The organism is Bordetella genomosp. 7 (assembly GCF_002261265.1).
GTDB lineage: Bacteria > Pseudomonadota > Gammaproteobacteria > Burkholderiales > Burkholderiaceae_B > Bordetella_A.
Map to the genome: position 1 here is coordinate 701,167 of NZ_NEVK01000006.1, position 15,685 is coordinate 716,851.

At 66.3% G+C, this 15,685-nt stretch carries 15 protein-coding genes; 6 read left to right on the forward strand and 9 right to left on the reverse strand.

What is annotated here, in order from left to right; genetic code table 11:
- Positions 1 to 12 precede the first annotated feature (12 nt).
- The 9 genes from CAL19_RS14335 to CAL19_RS14375 form a co-directional block, all read right to left on the reverse strand.
- The gene (locus CAL19_RS14335) at positions 13 to 987 is read right to left on the reverse strand and encodes a 2-hydroxyacid dehydrogenase (protein ID WP_094797120.1); all 975 of its coding nucleotides are present in this window, start codon (positions 985 to 987) and stop codon (positions 13 to 15) included.
- A gap of 25 nt (positions 988 to 1,012) precedes the next feature.
- Positions 1,013 to 2,086 (reverse strand): Ldh family oxidoreductase, encoded by a 1,074-nt coding sequence (locus CAL19_RS14340; RefSeq protein WP_094797121.1) that lies wholly within the window; start codon positions 2,084 to 2,086, stop codon positions 1,013 to 1,015.
- Positions 2,083 to 3,762, reverse strand: coding sequence for an ABC transporter ATP-binding protein (locus CAL19_RS14345; RefSeq protein WP_094797122.1), 1,680 nt, complete (start codon positions 3,760 to 3,762; stop codon positions 2,083 to 2,085). The genes CAL19_RS14340 and CAL19_RS14345 overlap by 4 nt, the downstream gene beginning before the upstream one ends.
- On the reverse strand, positions 3,759 to 4,688 hold the full coding sequence (locus CAL19_RS14350) for an ABC transporter permease (protein WP_038852039.1): 930 nt from the start codon (positions 4,686 to 4,688) through the stop codon (positions 3,759 to 3,761). The genes CAL19_RS14345 and CAL19_RS14350 overlap by 4 nt, the downstream gene beginning before the upstream one ends.
- Before the next feature lie 2 nt (positions 4,689 to 4,690).
- Positions 4,691 to 5,605 (reverse strand): ABC transporter permease, encoded by a 915-nt coding sequence (locus tag CAL19_RS14355; RefSeq protein WP_094797123.1) that lies wholly within the window; start codon positions 5,603 to 5,605, stop codon positions 4,691 to 4,693.
- Between the two features lie 68 nt (positions 5,606 to 5,673).
- Positions 5,674 to 7,182, reverse strand: coding sequence for an ABC transporter substrate-binding protein (locus CAL19_RS14360; protein WP_026638684.1), 1,509 nt, complete (start codon positions 7,180 to 7,182; stop codon positions 5,674 to 5,676).
- Between the two features lie 103 nt (positions 7,183 to 7,285).
- Positions 7,286 to 8,191 (reverse strand): 5-dehydro-4-deoxyglucarate dehydratase, encoded by a 906-nt coding sequence (gene kdgD / locus CAL19_RS14365; RefSeq protein ID WP_026638685.1) that lies wholly within the window; start codon positions 8,189 to 8,191, stop codon positions 7,286 to 7,288.
- Between the two features lie 63 nt (positions 8,192 to 8,254).
- Complete coding sequence (locus CAL19_RS14370; RefSeq protein ID WP_026638686.1) at positions 8,255 to 9,004, reverse strand: FadR/GntR family transcriptional regulator; 750 nt, start codon at positions 9,002 to 9,004, stop codon at positions 8,255 to 8,257.
- A 113-nt stretch (positions 9,005 to 9,117) separates the two neighbouring features.
- The gene (locus tag CAL19_RS14375; protein ID WP_026638687.1) at positions 9,118 to 10,662 is read right to left on the reverse strand and encodes an argininosuccinate lyase; all 1,545 of its coding nucleotides are present in this window, start codon (positions 10,660 to 10,662) and stop codon (positions 9,118 to 9,120) included.
- 223 nt (positions 10,663 to 10,885) lie between these two features.
- Between CAL19_RS14375 and CAL19_RS14380 the strand changes: the two genes are divergently transcribed.
- Genes CAL19_RS14380 through CAL19_RS14405 form a run of 6 tightly spaced genes read left to right on the forward strand, consistent with a single transcriptional unit; the run spans position 10,886 to position 15,685 of the window.
- The gene (locus CAL19_RS14380; RefSeq protein ID WP_026638688.1) at positions 10,886 to 11,623 is read left to right on the forward strand and encodes a GntR family transcriptional regulator; all 738 of its coding nucleotides are present in this window, start codon (positions 10,886 to 10,888) and stop codon (positions 11,621 to 11,623) included.
- Positions 11,620 to 12,369 carry an ABC transporter ATP-binding protein gene (locus CAL19_RS14385; RefSeq protein WP_026638689.1) on the forward strand — a complete coding sequence of 250 codons (750 nt, stop codon included), beginning with the start codon at positions 11,620 to 11,622 and terminating at the stop codon, positions 12,367 to 12,369. The genes CAL19_RS14380 and CAL19_RS14385 overlap by 4 nt, the downstream gene beginning before the upstream one ends.
- Complete coding sequence (locus CAL19_RS14390; RefSeq protein WP_026638690.1) at positions 12,366 to 13,181, forward strand: ABC transporter permease; 816 nt, start codon at positions 12,366 to 12,368, stop codon at positions 13,179 to 13,181. Before CAL19_RS14385 ends, CAL19_RS14390 begins: the two co-directional genes overlap by 4 nt.
- 17 nt (positions 13,182 to 13,198) lie before the next feature.
- Positions 13,199 to 14,194 carry an ABC transporter substrate-binding protein gene (locus CAL19_RS14395; protein WP_094797124.1) on the forward strand — a complete coding sequence of 332 codons (996 nt, stop codon included), beginning with the start codon at positions 13,199 to 13,201 and terminating at the stop codon, positions 14,192 to 14,194.
- Positions 14,195 to 14,240: 46 nt separating this feature from the next.
- Entirely contained in the window at positions 14,241 to 15,245 is a 1,005-nt protein-coding gene (locus CAL19_RS14400; RefSeq protein WP_212589901.1) for a zinc-binding dehydrogenase, read from the forward strand.
- A 14-nt stretch (positions 15,246 to 15,259) separates the two neighbouring features.
- Positions 15,260 to 15,685: a PaaI family thioesterase gene (locus CAL19_RS14405; RefSeq protein ID WP_026638693.1), complete on the forward strand. Its 426-nt coding sequence runs from the start codon at positions 15,260 to 15,262 to the stop codon at positions 15,683 to 15,685.

Genomic DNA, 15,685 nt, shown 5'->3' on the forward strand with positions numbered 1-15,685 from the left:
GCCCGGCCCTTGTTACCGGGGTAGCTGGTGTTGCGGCGCCCTGCCCTCGGCGCAAGCGTCGACGTTGGCCGCCATCATGCGGGCGCGACGATCGATGGTTCCGTGAGTCCATGCCGACATGTGCGAGGTCATGACGACGTTGTCCAGTCGTTCGAACGGCAGGTTCGATGGCGGCAAGGCCTGGCCTGCGCGCGCGGGATACTGGTACCAGGTATCGATGACGGCCCCGCCGATACGGCGTTCGGCCAGGGCATCGTATAGCGCCCGCTCGTCGACCACCGGCCCGCGTCCCACATTGATCAGCACCGCGTGCGAGCGCATGCAGGCAAAGGCGGCCGCATCCACCAGGCCCTCGGTTGCGCGCAAGAGCGGCAGCGACACCACAACAAAATCCGCCCGCGCATAGAATTCGTCGAGCTCGCCCAGGTCGAACCAGGCGTCGGCTTGATCCGGCACGGCAACCCGGCTGCGGTTGGCCGCCAGGATATGCATGCCGAAGGCCCGCGCCCGCCGGGCCACCACCTGCGCGATACGCCCGTAGCCCAGCAACCCCAGCGTAGCGCCCCCCAGCTCGCCGCGCAGCGACGATGGCTGCCCGGCGCGGTAATGCCAGTCACCGCGCGCCAGGCGGGCATGGGCCTCGGCCAGCGGCACGCACCGCCCCAGCATGGCCGCCATGACGTATTCGGCAATGGCCGGCTCGTGCCCATAACAATTGCACACGGTCGCACCCGGCGGCAGCAGCGCAAAGTCGACCCGGTCGTAGCCCGTGGCGCATACCTGGTACAGCCGCGTCCGCAGCGGCCGCGGCATGGCGGCGTCCAGCCGGTTGCCGACAATTACGTCGGCGTGCCGGTAGGCCTGCACATCGTCGTCGGCCTCCAGCATGTCCGGCACGCAGCGGATGCGCGCCGGGCTGCGCAACGCCGCGCCGAACACCTGTACATACTGCCGAGCGGTCTGCCCATGAAAAACGATATCCATCATTTTGGTTTCCTGTGCTGCGGCGCGATCACGGCAGCGGGGGCGGAAACGCCATGCCCAGCTGCCGCGCCCAGCCCGCCAGCCCTGCCTTGATGTCCGGGCCGATGAGCACCCCCTCGCGCCGCTGGCGCGCCGCGCGCGCCCACGCCGCATCGCCGGGCGCGCGCACCGGACGCGACGGATCGATGGGGCGCGACGCTCGCGTGGCATCGGCCAGCGCCTGCATTTCGTCCAGGAAGGCCTCTTTGCCTGCGAACGCATCCGGGTCGATCACTTGCAGCAGAAAACCCTGGGCTTTCTCGCCCGACAGGCGGCCCAGGCCCGGCAGGCCCAGCGACATGGCGCCCACCAGCATCGCCAGCGCATAGCCCTTGTAGCCATGGGTGACGCCGCCCAGGGGCAGGATGCTGCCCGGCGCGTCGCCGGCCAGCGCGCCAGGATCATCCGTGGCGCAGCCGTGCGCATCCAGCAGGACGGGCCACGGCAGGCGCTCGCCCCTGGCCTGCACTTGCTTTACCTGGCTATTGCTGGTGAGCGACGTGGTGGTGTCGATCAGGATAGGCGTGCCGCGCGTGGGGATGCCCGCCGCGATCGGCTCGCTGGTGACCACCGGATCAAGCCCGCCGAACGGCGCCACCGAACGCACCTTGGTATCGGTGGCCCACAACACGCCCATATAGCCCGCTTCGGTCAGGTCGGGCAGGTACACCTGCAGGGCGCCAATATGCTGGCTGTGGCGCACGGCGACACTGACAATGCCTTGCTGAGGCGCGCGCCGCAGGGCCGCGCGGATGGCCTGGTCCATCACCCAGTGGCCGGGCAGCATGCCGGCATCCCACAGCAGGCAGCCGCCCTTCTCCGACAATTGCCGGATCTGTCCGCGGCGCGCGGTCGCACCCTGCGAGATCTCTTGCAGATAGCGCGGCAGCAGCGCCAGGCCGTGCGTGCTGTGGCCGTACAAGTCCGCGTCCACGACGCGGCGCGCCACCACGGCGGCGATCTCGCTGTCCACGTCCAGCGCCAGCAGGCACCCGCGGGCAAAATCGATCAGCTCAGAATAAGCATGGCGTGCGTCGGGCATGGCGGCTCGGAAAGAGGTCATGCCACGCACTCGCCGCAAGTTTCTGCGGACGCTGCGCGCAACCACTTGGGCTGCGGCGTGGCCGCCAGCAGGCTCTGCGTGTATGCGTGGCGCGGCTGGTTGAAGATGCCTGACGTGGGCCCCTGCTCGACGATGCGGCCCTGCTGCATCACGATGATGCGATCGGCAAAGTGGCGCACCACCGGCAGATCATGGGTAATGAACACGTACGACAACCCCAGGCGCGTTTGCAGGCCGGCAAGCAGCTCGATAATCTGCGCCTGGATCGATACGTCCAGCGCCGACACCGCTTCGTCGCACACCACCAGGTCGGGTTCGCTGGCCAGGGCCCGCGCGATCGCGATGCGTTGCCGCTGCCCTCCGGAAAACTGGTGCGGATACCGAAGCGCATGCTCGGGCCGCAACCCCACTAGTTCCAGCAGTTCGACCACGCGGTCGCGCCAGCGCTGCCTGGGCAGAATGTCGCCGTGTATCGCCCAGGGTTCCGCGATGATGTCCTGCACCGCCATGCGCGGGTTCATCGACCCGAACGGGTCCTGGAACACCATCTGCACCTTGCGGCGAAACTGCTTCATCTGGCGGGCATCCATGCGGAAAATATCCACGCCATTGAAATAAGCGGCGCCCGAGGTCGCGTCGAACAGGCGCAACAGCATGCGCGCCACGCTCGATTTTCCGGACCCCGACTCGCCGACGATGCCCACCGTTTCGCCGCGGCACACATGGAAGCTGACATCGTCCACGGCCCGCAGCGAACGCCTGGCGCCAAACATGCCCGTGGGCAGCGGGTAGTCCTTCACCAGGTGCTCCACCCGCAACACCGGCTCCTGCGCCAGGCTATGCAGGCGGCGCCGGCCCGCGCCGTCCGGCGCGCCGTGGGGCAGCGCCGACGTAAGCGTACGCGTATAGTCGTGCTGCGGATGCGTGAATACCTGGCGCGCGTCGCCTGCCTCGACCACCTTGCCGCCCTTCATGACGATCACCCGGTCGGCCATCGACGCCGCGACTTCCAGGTCGTGCGTAATCAGTATCAGGGCCATGCCCTGCTCGCGTTGCAGGTCGCGCAGCAAGTCCAGGATCTGCGCCTGCACGCTGACATCCAGCGCCGTGGTCGGCTCGTCGGCGATCAGCACCTGCGGCGAAAGCGCAATCGCCATGGCGATCATCACGCGCTGACGCTGTCCGCCCGAGAACTGGTGCGGATAAAAGTCCACTCTCAGTTCCGGCTCCCGTATGCCCACCCGCCCGAGCAATTCAATCGCCCTGGCGCGCGCCTGCCCGCCGTGCGCGACGCCGTGGCACTGGAACACCTCGGCAATCTGCCGGCCCACGGTATATACCGGATTCAGGTAGGCCAGCGGGTCCTGGAAGATCATTGCAATGCGGCGGCCATTGATCTGCCGGCGCGCCTCGGCGGACAGGCGCGCCAGATCCTGCCCCTGGAACAGGATGCTGCCCGTCACGATGTCGCCCGGCGGGCAGTCCACCAGTCCCATCACGGTGCTGGTGCTGACGCTCTTGCCGGAACCGCTTTCCCCAAGAATAACCAGCGTCTCTCCGGCACGCACATGAAACGACACATCGTCCACCGCGCGCACCGGGTCGTCGTCGGACAGGAAATCCACCGTCAGGCCGTCAATGCACAGGATGGGGTGTTCGCGCTCAACGTTGTTCATCGGCTCGCCCTCTTCAGTTTCTGCAGCCGCCAACGCTGCTGCGGGTCGGCCGCGACGCGGGCCCAGCTCGACAGAATGTTCAGCGCCAGCGTGGTCAGCATGATGGCCAGGCCCGGCCAGAACGCAATCCACCAGGCGCTGCCCAGGTACCCGCGGCCATTGGCCACCATCGCGCCCCAGGTGAAGTCCGGCGGCTGTATGCCCAGGCCCAGGAAGCTCAGCGCCGATTCCGCCAGGATGACGGTGGCGAAATCAATGGCCGATATCGTCATCAGTGTGGGCACGACCAGCGGCGCGATATGGCGCAGCAGAATGCGCGCCGAACTCGCGCCCATCGACCGCGCCGCGCTGACGAACATGCGCTCGCGCAGCTCCAGCACTTCGGCGCGCGCGGTGCGCAAGTACACGGGCATGCGTGTAATGGCCAGCACGATCACCAGATTGGTTACGCTGGGCCCCAGCGTGTACAGAACGATCAGCGCCAGCAGCAGCGACGGAAAGCTCATGATGATGTCGGCGCCGCGCTGGATGACGTGGCTGTACCAGCTTTCGGAATACCCGGCCACCAGCCCCAGCAGCCCCCCTGCCAGCATCGATATAAGAACGGCGGCCGCCGCGATGGCCAGCGTATTGCTCGCCCCCACGACCAGTCGTGCGAGTATGGGGCGCCCCAGCGTGTCGGCGCCCAGCAGATACAGCCATCCGGCGTCCAGGTCGAAGGGCGCCAGGTTGCGTTGGCGCAGCCCCAGCCGGGTGGCGGCATCGCCCATCAGCCAGGGCCCCAGCACCGCGGCCGCGGCCAGCAGCACAAGAAACACGGCGGCAGCCAGCGCCAGCCTGTCGCGCCGCAGGTAGTTCAGCAATATCCGGGCGCGCGCCCCGGCGCTTTCGGAAGCAACAGAAACGGCAGACGAAATGGCAGGCATGCTCAGTACCGGACTCGGGGATCGAGCACCGCATACAGCAGGTCGATCAAGATGTTCAGGATGAAGATGGCGGTGGCTGTTACCAGAATGGTGGACTGCACCACGGCGAAATCGCGCTGGATGATCGAGTCGATCATCAGCTTGCCGATGCCGGGCCAGCCGAACACCGACTCCACAATGACCGCACCATTGACCAGCCCGGTGGCCAGGTCACCCGCCACGGTGATGACGGGCAGCAGCGAGTTGCGCAGGGCATGGCCGAACACGATCGATCGCGGCGCCAGCCCCTTGGCGCGCGCCGTCTTGATGTAGGGCGAAGCCAGCGACGCCAGCATGGTGCCGCGCACCACCTGTACCAGCAGCCCGAACGGGCGCAGCATCAGCACGAAAATCGGCATCACCCAGAATTCCCAGCCGCCCGTGCCCGACGTGGGCAGTATGCCCAGCCCCACCGCAAACACCAGGATGGCGACAATGGCCACCCAGAAGTCGGGCGCGCTGGCGCCTGCCAGCGAGACGACGCTGGCCACCCGGTCGAACACGCCGCGGGGACGCGCGGCCGCCAGCGCGCCCACCACAATGGCCAGCGTCACCGACAGCAGCATGGCCACGGCGGCCAGTTTCAGCGTCTGCGGAAAGGCCTCCAGCGCCACCTGCATGGCCGAGCGATGCTGGCGCATCGATTCGCCGAAGTCGAGCCGCAGCAAATCGGCCAGATAGTGTCCGAACTGCACATACAGCGGCTGGTCCAGTCCGTTGAGCCGTGCGAATGCCGCGCGCGCTTCGGCGGTGGAGTCCAGCGGCAGGTACAGCGCCGACGGGTCGCCGGTCAGGCGCGTCAGGAAAAACACCAGGGTAAGCAGCCCCAGCAGCGAAACAATGCTATAGGACGCCCGTCGTCCCAGGTAATGCAGCATGGTCGGGTCCTTGGCTTGCGGGTAAGGCGGATCGGCGCGCCGCCGCGGCAGCGCGCCGGCACAGCGAACTACTGCCTGAACTGGATATTGGCCAGCGGGATCTCGCTGTTGGTGGTGATGTCGGGCTTCCAATCCAGGCGATTGCCTACGCGGGTATAGCCGAGCATGTGGAACATGGGAATGTCGGGCACGACTTCCGTGCGCATCTCGCGGAAGATCGCCTTGAAGCCGTCTTCGCGCGCCTGCCCGGTGGCCGCCATGGCCGCGTCTATCTGCTGGTCCAGCGCGGGATCGCTCAGCGCGGAATACTGCCCGCTCGACCGATAGAAGATGGGTATGGTGAAGGCCGCATCGCCCTTGTTGTTGTCGTGCATCATCTGCACCAGGTTGGCGCCGCGCTCCGCCGGAAACGGCTTCTGCAAATAGCGTGTCCAGTCGGCCACGTCCAGCATCACCAGCTTGACGTTCAGCCCCACGGCCTGCCACATCGCCATCATGGCCTCCATCGCCTCGGCGCCATTGGGATAGATGCCGTTGCGGCCGATCAGCTTGATTTCGGTATCGACCTTCGTGCCGTCGGCCTTGGCTTGCTCGACGAGCTCGCGCGCCTGGTCGGCGTCGTACTTCCAGGCCGCCAGCTTGTCATTGTGGCCGATGATGCCGGGCACCACCATTTGCGAAGCGCGCTGTATGTCATCGCCGAACAACTGGGCCAGGCCTTCCCAGTCGATCGCCAGGTTCAGCGCCTTGCGGATGCGCACGTCGTCCAGCGGCGGCTGAGTCAGGTCGATGCGGATGGCGGTCGTTTCGGAATTCAGGTACGCGAAATCCGAGTCCGGATTCGTCGCGTCCTGGATCGCGATGGAAGGCGTCAGGTCGGCCTCGCCGGTTTCCACCATGGCCGCGCGTATCGATGACTCCTGCCGCCACACGTAGGTGGCCTTGGTTACCGCCGGCTTCTTGCCCCAATAGCCGTCGAAAGCCTCCACCACCACCGTCTGCGGATTGAAGGTCACCAATTTGAAGGGCCCAGTGCCAACGGGATCGTTCACCGCCTTGTCGACAGGCGTATTGGGCGACACGACCATCACCACGCTCAGCAGCGTGGGAAGAATGGGCGATGGCTGGTCGGACTTGATCTCGACGGTATGCTTATCCAATGCCTTGACTTGCAGCTTGGCATTGCCGAACTTGGCCATGTTGTTGCAAGTGAGCTTGCCGCCCGTCATACGCTCGATGGAATACACCACCGCCTGCGCGTCGAGGTCGGCGCCGTCATGAAACTTCACGCCCTGGCGCACCTTGAAGCGCCAGGTATGCGGATCGACCTGTTCCCAGCTCTCGGCCAGCCTGGGCATCGCCTTGCCCGTCTTTGCATCGATGACGGTAAGGGATTCGGTGATGTTCTGGTTCAGCACCTGGCCCACGTTGGTCATGATGCTGCCGCAGGGTTCCAGGTTGGCCGGTTGTTCCGGCAAAACGATGCGCACCTCGCGGTTGCCCTGTGCCGCGGCCGGGCCAGCCAGCGCGGCCAGGATGGCCGCCGAGGCAAGTGTAGCGATGCCTGCTCGGTTCATGTCTTCCTCCTTGGGGGTTGTGTGCCACAGTCTTGCGCTGTGATGGCCCGGCCGGCGCGAGGGCCGGGCCTGCGGCCCGCCCCTCGCCTGGCGCAGACCCGCTTCAGCCGCCGGCGCGGTCGATCAGCGCCTTCAGCATGTCTATTTCTTGCGGCGTCAGGTTGGTCAGCGGCGCGCGCACGGGGCCGGGGGTATGGCCCACCAGCTGCACACCGGCCTTGATGATGGAAACGGCGTAACCCTTCTGGCGGTCGCGGATTTCGGCGAACGGGAAAAAGAAGCTGTCCAGGATCTGCGCCATGGTCGCCTCGTCGCCGGCGTTCAGGGCGCGATAGAAACGCAGCGCCAGTTCCGGCACGAAGTTGAAGACGGCCGACGAATACGTGCTCAGGCCCAGGCCGTTGAAGCCCTGCGCATACAGTTCGTGAGTCGGCATGCCGCCGATATAGCTCAGCCGCTCGCCCAGGCGCGCGGTGATGTGGCGCACCAGGGCCGTCTGGCCGGTGCCGTCCTTGAAGCCGATCAGGTTGGGGCAGGCGTCGGCCAGCCGCGCAATGGTGTCCGCGTTTGCCACAGAATTGGAGCGGTTGTAGACGATGACGCCCAACCCCGTGGAATCGCACACCGCTTTTACGTGCTGGAAGATGCCTTCCTGCGGAACGTCCATCAGGTAGTGCGGCAACAGCAACAGGCCATCCGCGCCGGCCTGTTCGGCGCGGCGGGCGATATCCTTGGCCAGCTCGGTGCCGTAGCCGCAGCCCGCAATAATCGGCATATTGCCGGCCGCCTCTTTCGCGGCGCGGGTCAGGTCGCCGATTTCCTGTGGCGTAAGCGAGAACATCTCGCCGGTGCCGCCCGCCGCGAACAGCGCGGCCGCGTCAAAGCCCGACAGCCACGCCACGTGTTTCTGGTAGCTGGGCAGGTTCAGGCTGAAGTCATCATTGAAGTGCGTCACCGGAAAAGACAGCAAACCGGACGCGATACGAGCCTTGATTTCTTGGGGGGACATGCTTGCCTCGAAAAGTCATCATATGTATTTCGGACGAATCATATGATGACTTTTCGCGGGCTGTCAATCGCTGTCCGGTGTTTGGGCGGGGCGGCGCGTCAACGCCCGGTAGCGCTGGATGCCTATCAGCAGATGCCGGCGCATGGCGTCGCGGGCGCGATCGACATCGCTTTCGAAGATGGCCTCGGCGATGGCGGCATGCTCGGCCAGGATGGTGTGGTCGCGGTTGGGCAGCGGGTCCACCCCGCCCATCACCGACCGGAACTTCACGCGCGGAATCATGCGGCGGCCGATATGTTCCAGGAAAGTCTTGAAGCGCGTATTGTTGGTGGCCGCGGCAATCGCCATGTGGAAACGGAAATCGGCATCATCGGTGGACTTGCCCTCTGCCATCAGCTGCGCAAAATGGTCCAGCTCGGCCTGGATGGCCGCCTCCTGGGCGGGCGAGCTGCGCGCGGCCGCCAGGCCCGCGGCCTCGACTTCGATGCCGATGCGCAGTTCCAGCTCCTCGATGATGTCCGATATCTTGTCGGTGGCGTGCGAGAACAGCATGAGCGTCTCGCCCGACTGCCGGGGCCCCAGCACGAATACGCCCGCGCCCTGGCGCGATTCCAGCATCCCGTCGGCCCTGAGCGTGGCCACCGCTTCGCGGATCACCGTACGGCTGCATCCGAATTTCTCTACCAGCACCTGTTCGGTGGGCAGCTTGTCGCCCGGCGCGTACATGCCCCCTTCGATGCGGGCGCGTAATTCGTCGGCCACCCGGGAAGAAAGCGTTTTCCGGGGGGTGGATGCGGGGGCGGCGGCTGCCATGCGATTCTCCTGCGGCGACATGCAGGCGATCATACTACTGCGGCGCCACCATCATACGAATAAGGCGCTGCGGCGCCGCACCCGTCGGCGCCCGGCGCAGCGCGCCGCACCCGCTATCTGGCCTGCCCGCGCGCCGCCAGTTCGTTGAACTGCTGGTCCAGTTCGGCCAGCGCATTGTCGATGTGGGCGCGCCGCTCTTTTACCCACGCATCGCTTGCCGCCACGCGCTCGCGGGCCAGCTTGATCATGCGTTGCATCTCGGCCGGCTGGGGGCCGCCCAGGGTGGCGCGGTTTTTCACCAGCGCCACCGGATCCAGCGTGGCGCGGAACTCGGCCTGGCTCATGGGCAGCTCGGCAGGGTAGCCGCTGTCGTGCACCGCCTCGGCATAGATGCGCTGCGCCACGTCATAGGGAAAATCCAGCGGCTTGATGTTGTTGGCCTTGGCATACGACACCACCTCGGAAGCAAAATGGTGCCCCACCCTGAACGGCAGCTTGTACTTGCGCATCAGCACGTCCGCCAGTTCCTGCGAAGCCGTCCAGTCGCTGTTGAGTTCTTCCAGCGCACGCTCGGGGCTGACCACCAGGGCGTTGAGCACGCGGTCCCACTGCTGCAGCACCTGTATGGCGCTGTCCATCATGGCCGAGTTCTGTCGCACGCTCTTGGGGTCGGCCATGCCTGGCGTAATGTTGTGCGTCTGCAGCACCGGCCCCATGGCCAGCGTCAGCGCGGTGGACGCGGCACTGCGCGTGTTGTTCAGCAGCCCCGGGTTGCGCTTCTGCGGCATGGCGCTGGACACGTAAGTATTGCCGCCACCCTCTTGCAGCAAGATCCACGGCCGCGACTGCGCATACTGCGTCATCACGTCCTCGATAAAGTTGCCGGCATGCAGGGCAATGCCGGTGACGATGGACGCGGCTTCCACCGGCTGGTCCATCGATGAAATCTGCGACGCATCGTAGGCGTTGTCCACCAGTGCGGCGAACCCCAGGTATTCGGCCATGCGCTCGCGGTTCAACGGCCAGCTGGTGCCGTTGAGCACCGTAGTACCCATGGGCGAGCGGTCCACGCGGGCATAGGCCTCGCGGATGCGCTGCGCGTCTCGGTCCAGCGCGGCCGCGTGCCCCAGCAGATAGTGGCCATAGCTGTTGGGCTGCGCGGCCACGCCGTTGGTGTAGTTGGGCACCACCGTCTCGGCGTGCTTTTCCGCCAGGTTCACCAGCGTGGTGGATGTGCGGTTGAGCTGGTCGGCAAGCGCCAGCAGCTTGTCGCGCAGAATGGCGCTGCGATAGGTGGCGTGCATGTCCTGGCTGGACCGGCCCGCGTGCAGCAGCGTGATATCGGGGCCGGCGGCTTTGATCAACAGCGGTTCGAAGGTAATGACCGTTGACGGCCGCTTGCCGCCGGGCTGGTTGCCGTCGGCGATGACCTGCGCGACGCCGGCGGCCAGGCGGGGCGCCAGGGCCGGGTCGAGCAGGCCTTCATCGCTGTTGATGACCACAGTGGCCTTGTTGATCTCGCCCAACCAGAAAAACGCATCGCGAGGCGCCTGGCTGGCGGGCGGCGCGTCTGCGGTTTGCGACGATTGCGCGTGTGCGGCGGCTCCGGTGAACGACAGGGCCAGCGCCAGACCCAAGGTAGTCAAAGTGTGTCTCATGGCAGTCTCGTTATAGGTCGGATAAACAGTGTAGCGGCGCAGCCGCCGGCAGACAGCATCGCCTGTGAGCTGCCCAGTGAGCTGCTCACAGCAAGCATATGCATAGCACAAAGTTTTCGTTAGCGACGCGGATCACGCTGCCTAGAATGGTTTGTAGACAGAACTGCCGCCTTCTCTGGGCTGCTCACACTGCTCGAAACCGGGCCGCCCGCAGACCAAGCCAATGAACGACACCGACAACTCTCCCGCGAACGCCGCTGCCTGCGTCACGCTCAGCCATGGCGACGACGCCTACCGGCGGCTGCGCAGCGATGTCATCGCATGCCGCCTGCCGCCGGGAGTGATCGTCACCGAGCCCGAGCTCATGGCGGCCTACGACATCCGCAAATCCAGCTGCCGCATCGCGCTCACCCGCCTGGCGCACGAGGGCTTTGTGCGTTCGCGGCCGCGCAAGGGCTATCAGATCACCCCCATTACGCTGCGCGACGTAGAAGAAGTGTTCCAGCTGCGTGCGCAGATCGAGCCGCTGGCCGCGCGCCTGGCCGTGGGGCGCGTAGATCTCGATACGTTGCGCACGCTGGAGGCCGCCTGCCGCGTCCCCCATCCGGTTCTGCACCTGAACGACCAGATCGACGTTTTCATGGACGCCAACAAGGCCTTTCACCTGGAAATCGCCAAGGCCTGCGGCAACGAGCGGCTGCATCGCATGCTGGCCGGCCTGCTGGACGAGATGTCGCGCCTGGTGGCGCTGGGCTTCGGCGTGCAGAAGACCAAGCCGGAAATCAAGCACGACCACAACGCCATGATCGACGCCTTTGCCGAAGGCGATGCCCGTCGCGTCGAAACCATTGCGCGTCGCCATATCGAGACCTTCCAGGCCATGACGCTGGACAAGCTGTATGCCAGCCTGGCCGAGACGGGCGCGGCCATCCCGGTCCAGAACCCCGGGAGCTGGCGATGACGGCCGGCCTCACCATCGCGCCCGGCGCGGCGACGGCCGCCCTGCGGGTAGATCACGTCTCTCATCACTTCGGCAGCCTGGAAGTGCTGCGCGATGTGTCTTTTTCCATCAGGCCAGGCGAAATCGTTGCCCTGCTGGGCGCATCGGGATGCGGCAAGAGCACGCTGCTGAACCTGGTGGCCGGGCTCGAATCCCTGCAGCAAGGCGGCATAGGGCTGCCGCCGTCGGCGTCGCTGGGCTACATGTTCCAGGAAGACCGGCTGCTGCCGTGGCTGAACGTGCGCGACAACGTGGCGTTTGGCCTGGAAGCATCGCGGCTGCCGCTGCGGCAGCGTCGCCAGCGCGCGCTGGATACCCTGGCGCTGGTCGGCCTGGACGGCTTTGCGCAGGCCTGGCCGCACGAGCTGTCCGGGGGCATGCGCAGCCGGGCGGCGCTGGCCCGCACGCTGGTGATGCGGCCCGACCTTCTGCTGATGGACGAACCGTTCTCCAAGCTCGATCCACAGACTCGCACGCAAATGCACGATGAACTGCTGCGTATCCAGGCGGCCCAGCACACCACCATCCTGTTCGTGACGCACGACGTGGAAGAAGCCGTGGTGCTGGCCGACCGCATCGTGTTGCTGGCGCCGCGGCCCGGCCGCATCCGCGAGGTGATGGCGCCGGCGCTGCCGCGTCCGCGCCATGCCACTGACCCGGGCGTGGCGGAAACCGTGCGACAACTTCGCCTCAAGGTACAGACATGAGCGGCCGCCCCACGACCTTGCCTGCGCCGGTGGCGCGCCCCGGCCGCACGCCTCGACTGAAGGGCTGGCCTCGCCTGCTGCTGTGGCGCGCGCTGCTCCTGGCGGTTTTCCTGGCATGCTGGTACGCCGCGGCCAGCCGCACGCCGGCGTTTATCCTGCCCGGCCCCGACAAAGTCTGGCAGGCGCTGCTGGGCCTGATGAGCGCAGAGCGCTTCGGGCACGACGTCGGCATGACCATGTACCGCGTGGTGATGGGCTTTGTGCTGGCGGCGGCGGTCGGCACGCCGCTGGGGCTGGCGCTGGGCGCGAGCCGCGTGCTGGCCGAAGTTTTCGAGCCCGTGCTTGCCGTGCTGAACACGGTGTCTTCGGCGATATGGGCGATATTCGCCATTATCTGGTTCGGCATCTCGGACGCCACCACCATCTTCGTGGTGTTCATGACGGCCATGCCGCTGATCCTGACCAATGTCTGGCAGGGCGCGCGCAATGTCGACAAGCAGCTCATCGACCTGGCTCGTTCACTGCGGCTGTCGCGCGCGCGCATCCTGCTGCGCATCCACCTGCCCTCGATACTGCCCTATTTCTTCTCGGGCGCCCGCCTGGCCTTCGGCTTTGGCTGGCGAGTCAGCCTGGTGGCTGAAACGCTTGGCGCCTCGGACGGCATCGGATACCGCCTGCGCCAGGCCGCCGACCTGGTCCAGACCGACCAGGTGTTCGCTTGGACGCTGCTGCTGGTGGTGCTGATGCTCGTGCTGGAAGGCGGCATCCTCAAACCCCTGGAACGACATTTGTTCCGCTGGAAACCCAACTGATCTTCACGGAGTCACATATGTTCCTGCGTACATTACTGCGGGCCGCCACCGGCCTGGCCGCGCTTGCCATTACCGCCGCCGCGCCGGCCGCCCTCGCCGCCGACAAGGTGCGCATCGGCTACTGGAGCAGCGGCGTCAGCCTGGGCTACGGCTCGGTGCTGGAAGCCACCGACTTCTTCCGGCAGCGCAATCTCGATATCGAGTTCGTGCGTTTCCCCGACGTCAACGCGCCGCTGCGGGCCCTGGCCTCGAACTCCATCGACCTGGCGTTCGGCGCGCCTGCCGCTGGGGTGTTCAGCAGCGTGGCCGAAGGGGTGCCCATCAAGGTATACGCCGCCACACAGCCCGCCGACGTGCAGTTCGTCGTTCCCGAAGATTCCGATATCAAGACCATCGACCAGTTCCGCGGCAAGAAAGTCGGCATGTCGCCCGCGGGCAGTTCTGTGGCGGCGATCGCCGGGGCCATCCTGGCCGGCAACCATGGCATCGGCCTCAATGATTTTTCGCTGGTGGGCGGCAACGAATCGCGCCTGGTGCAGTTCCTGGCGCAGCGCCAGGTCGACGCGGCGGCCCTGCGTTCGGTCACTCTTGCTCAACTGGACGAGCTGAAGGTGCGCAGGCTGGGGTCGTTCGCCCAGGAATGGCAGCGGCTGACTCAATCGGACTCCGTGCCCTACATCGGCATTGGCGCCGTGCGCAGCCACTTCATCGCCGAGCAACCCGAAGTGGTCGCCCGCGTGATCGCGGCGCTGCGGGACGCGGTGCAGTGGGGCGGCGCGCATCCCGGTGAAGTGGCCGCCATCCTGCAGAAATCCGCCAACCTGCCGGCGGCCGACGCGCGCGCCTACGCCGAACAGTGGACCAACATGTATCGCGTGGCCTTCGAGCCCGCCGACATCGCCACTCTGAAACGCCAGCACGAAGTCTTTGCTTCCAGCGGCCTGATCAAAGGCGAGCTGGACGCCTCGCTGTTCGTGACCGGCCCCTACGAACAGTCCAAATCCCTGCATTGAACCTGAACCCTATCCATCCAAAGGAACATCGAAGATGAGCAAGACCATGAAAGCCCTGGTGCTGACCGAGCATGGCGGCCTGGACCGCCTCGCCGTTGTCACCGACAAACCGGCGCCCGCCGCCACTCCCGGCCACGTGGTGATCCGCGTCAAGGCCTCGTCGTTCAACTACCACGACGTCTTCACGGTACAAGGCATGCCCGGCATCAAGGTGCCGCTGCCTGTGGTCATCGGGCTGGACATGGCCGGCGAGATCGCCGAAGTGGGCCCCGAGGTGGACGGCTGGAAGGCGGGCGACCGCGTACTGGTCAATCCGCTGAACAAATCGCGCGGCCTGATGGGCGAAATGCTCGACGGGGGCATGGCCGAGTACTGCCTGGTGTCCCAGGACCAGTTGATCGCCCTGCCCGACGGCGTGGACTACGACGACGCCGCCGCATTGCCCGTCGCCTACGGCACGGCCCACCGCATGCTGGTCACGCACAACACCGTGAAGGCCGGCGACAAGGTCCTGATCCTGGGCGCCAGCGGCGGCGTGGGCACGGCCTGCGTGGTGCTGGCCAAACTGCTCGGCGCCGAGGTCATCGCGTGCGCCGGCAGCGATTCCAAGCTCCAGGCCCTGCAGGCGCTGGGTGCGGACCATCTCGTCAACTATCGCGAAACCGACTTCTCGAAGTGGGCCATCGGCCAATACGGCAAGCCCCAGCGCCGCAACTATGAAGGCGGGGTGGACGTGGTCATCAACTTCACGGGCGGCGATACCTGGGTGCCCTCGCTCAAGTGCATCAAGCGCGGCGGCACCCTGCTGGTGTGCGGCGCCACCGCCGGCCACGCGCCCGCCGAAGACCTGCGCTACGTGTGGAGCTTCGAGCTCAACATCAAGGGCTCCAACAGCTTCTACGACGACAACCTCAAGGCCCTGCTCGACCTGATCGCCCAGAACCGCATCAAGCCGCTGATCGATCGCCGCGTGCCGCTGGAGCAGGCCGCCGACGGCCTGGCGCTGATCCGCGACCGCGAAGTGCTGGGCAAAGTCATCGTCAACCCCTGAACCGGATACCAATCATGAGCGACAACAACACTGCCCTGCCCACCCCCGAAGCTATCCAGGAGCGGCTGCTGCGCGGGCCCTACCACCAATGGCTGGGCCTGGAAGTGAACTCGGTGGGCACCGGCGAAATCGAACTGACCGCCCGCTGGCGCGAAGAATGGGTGGTCAACCCCGACAAGCGCTACACGCACGGCGGCATCCTGGCCGCGCTGGTGGACCTGGCGGCCGACTGGGCGCTGGTTTCGCAGACCGGACGCGGCGTGCCCACCATCGACCTGCGCGTCGACTACCACCGGGCGGCCATGCCGGGCGACCTGCGCGTGCGCGGAAAAGTCATCAAGTTCGGCTCGCAGGTATCCACGGCGGAAGCCCACGTGTACGACGGTGAAGGCAAGCTGGTGGCCAGCGGCCGCGGCGTCTATTCCACGCCGCGCGCCTGA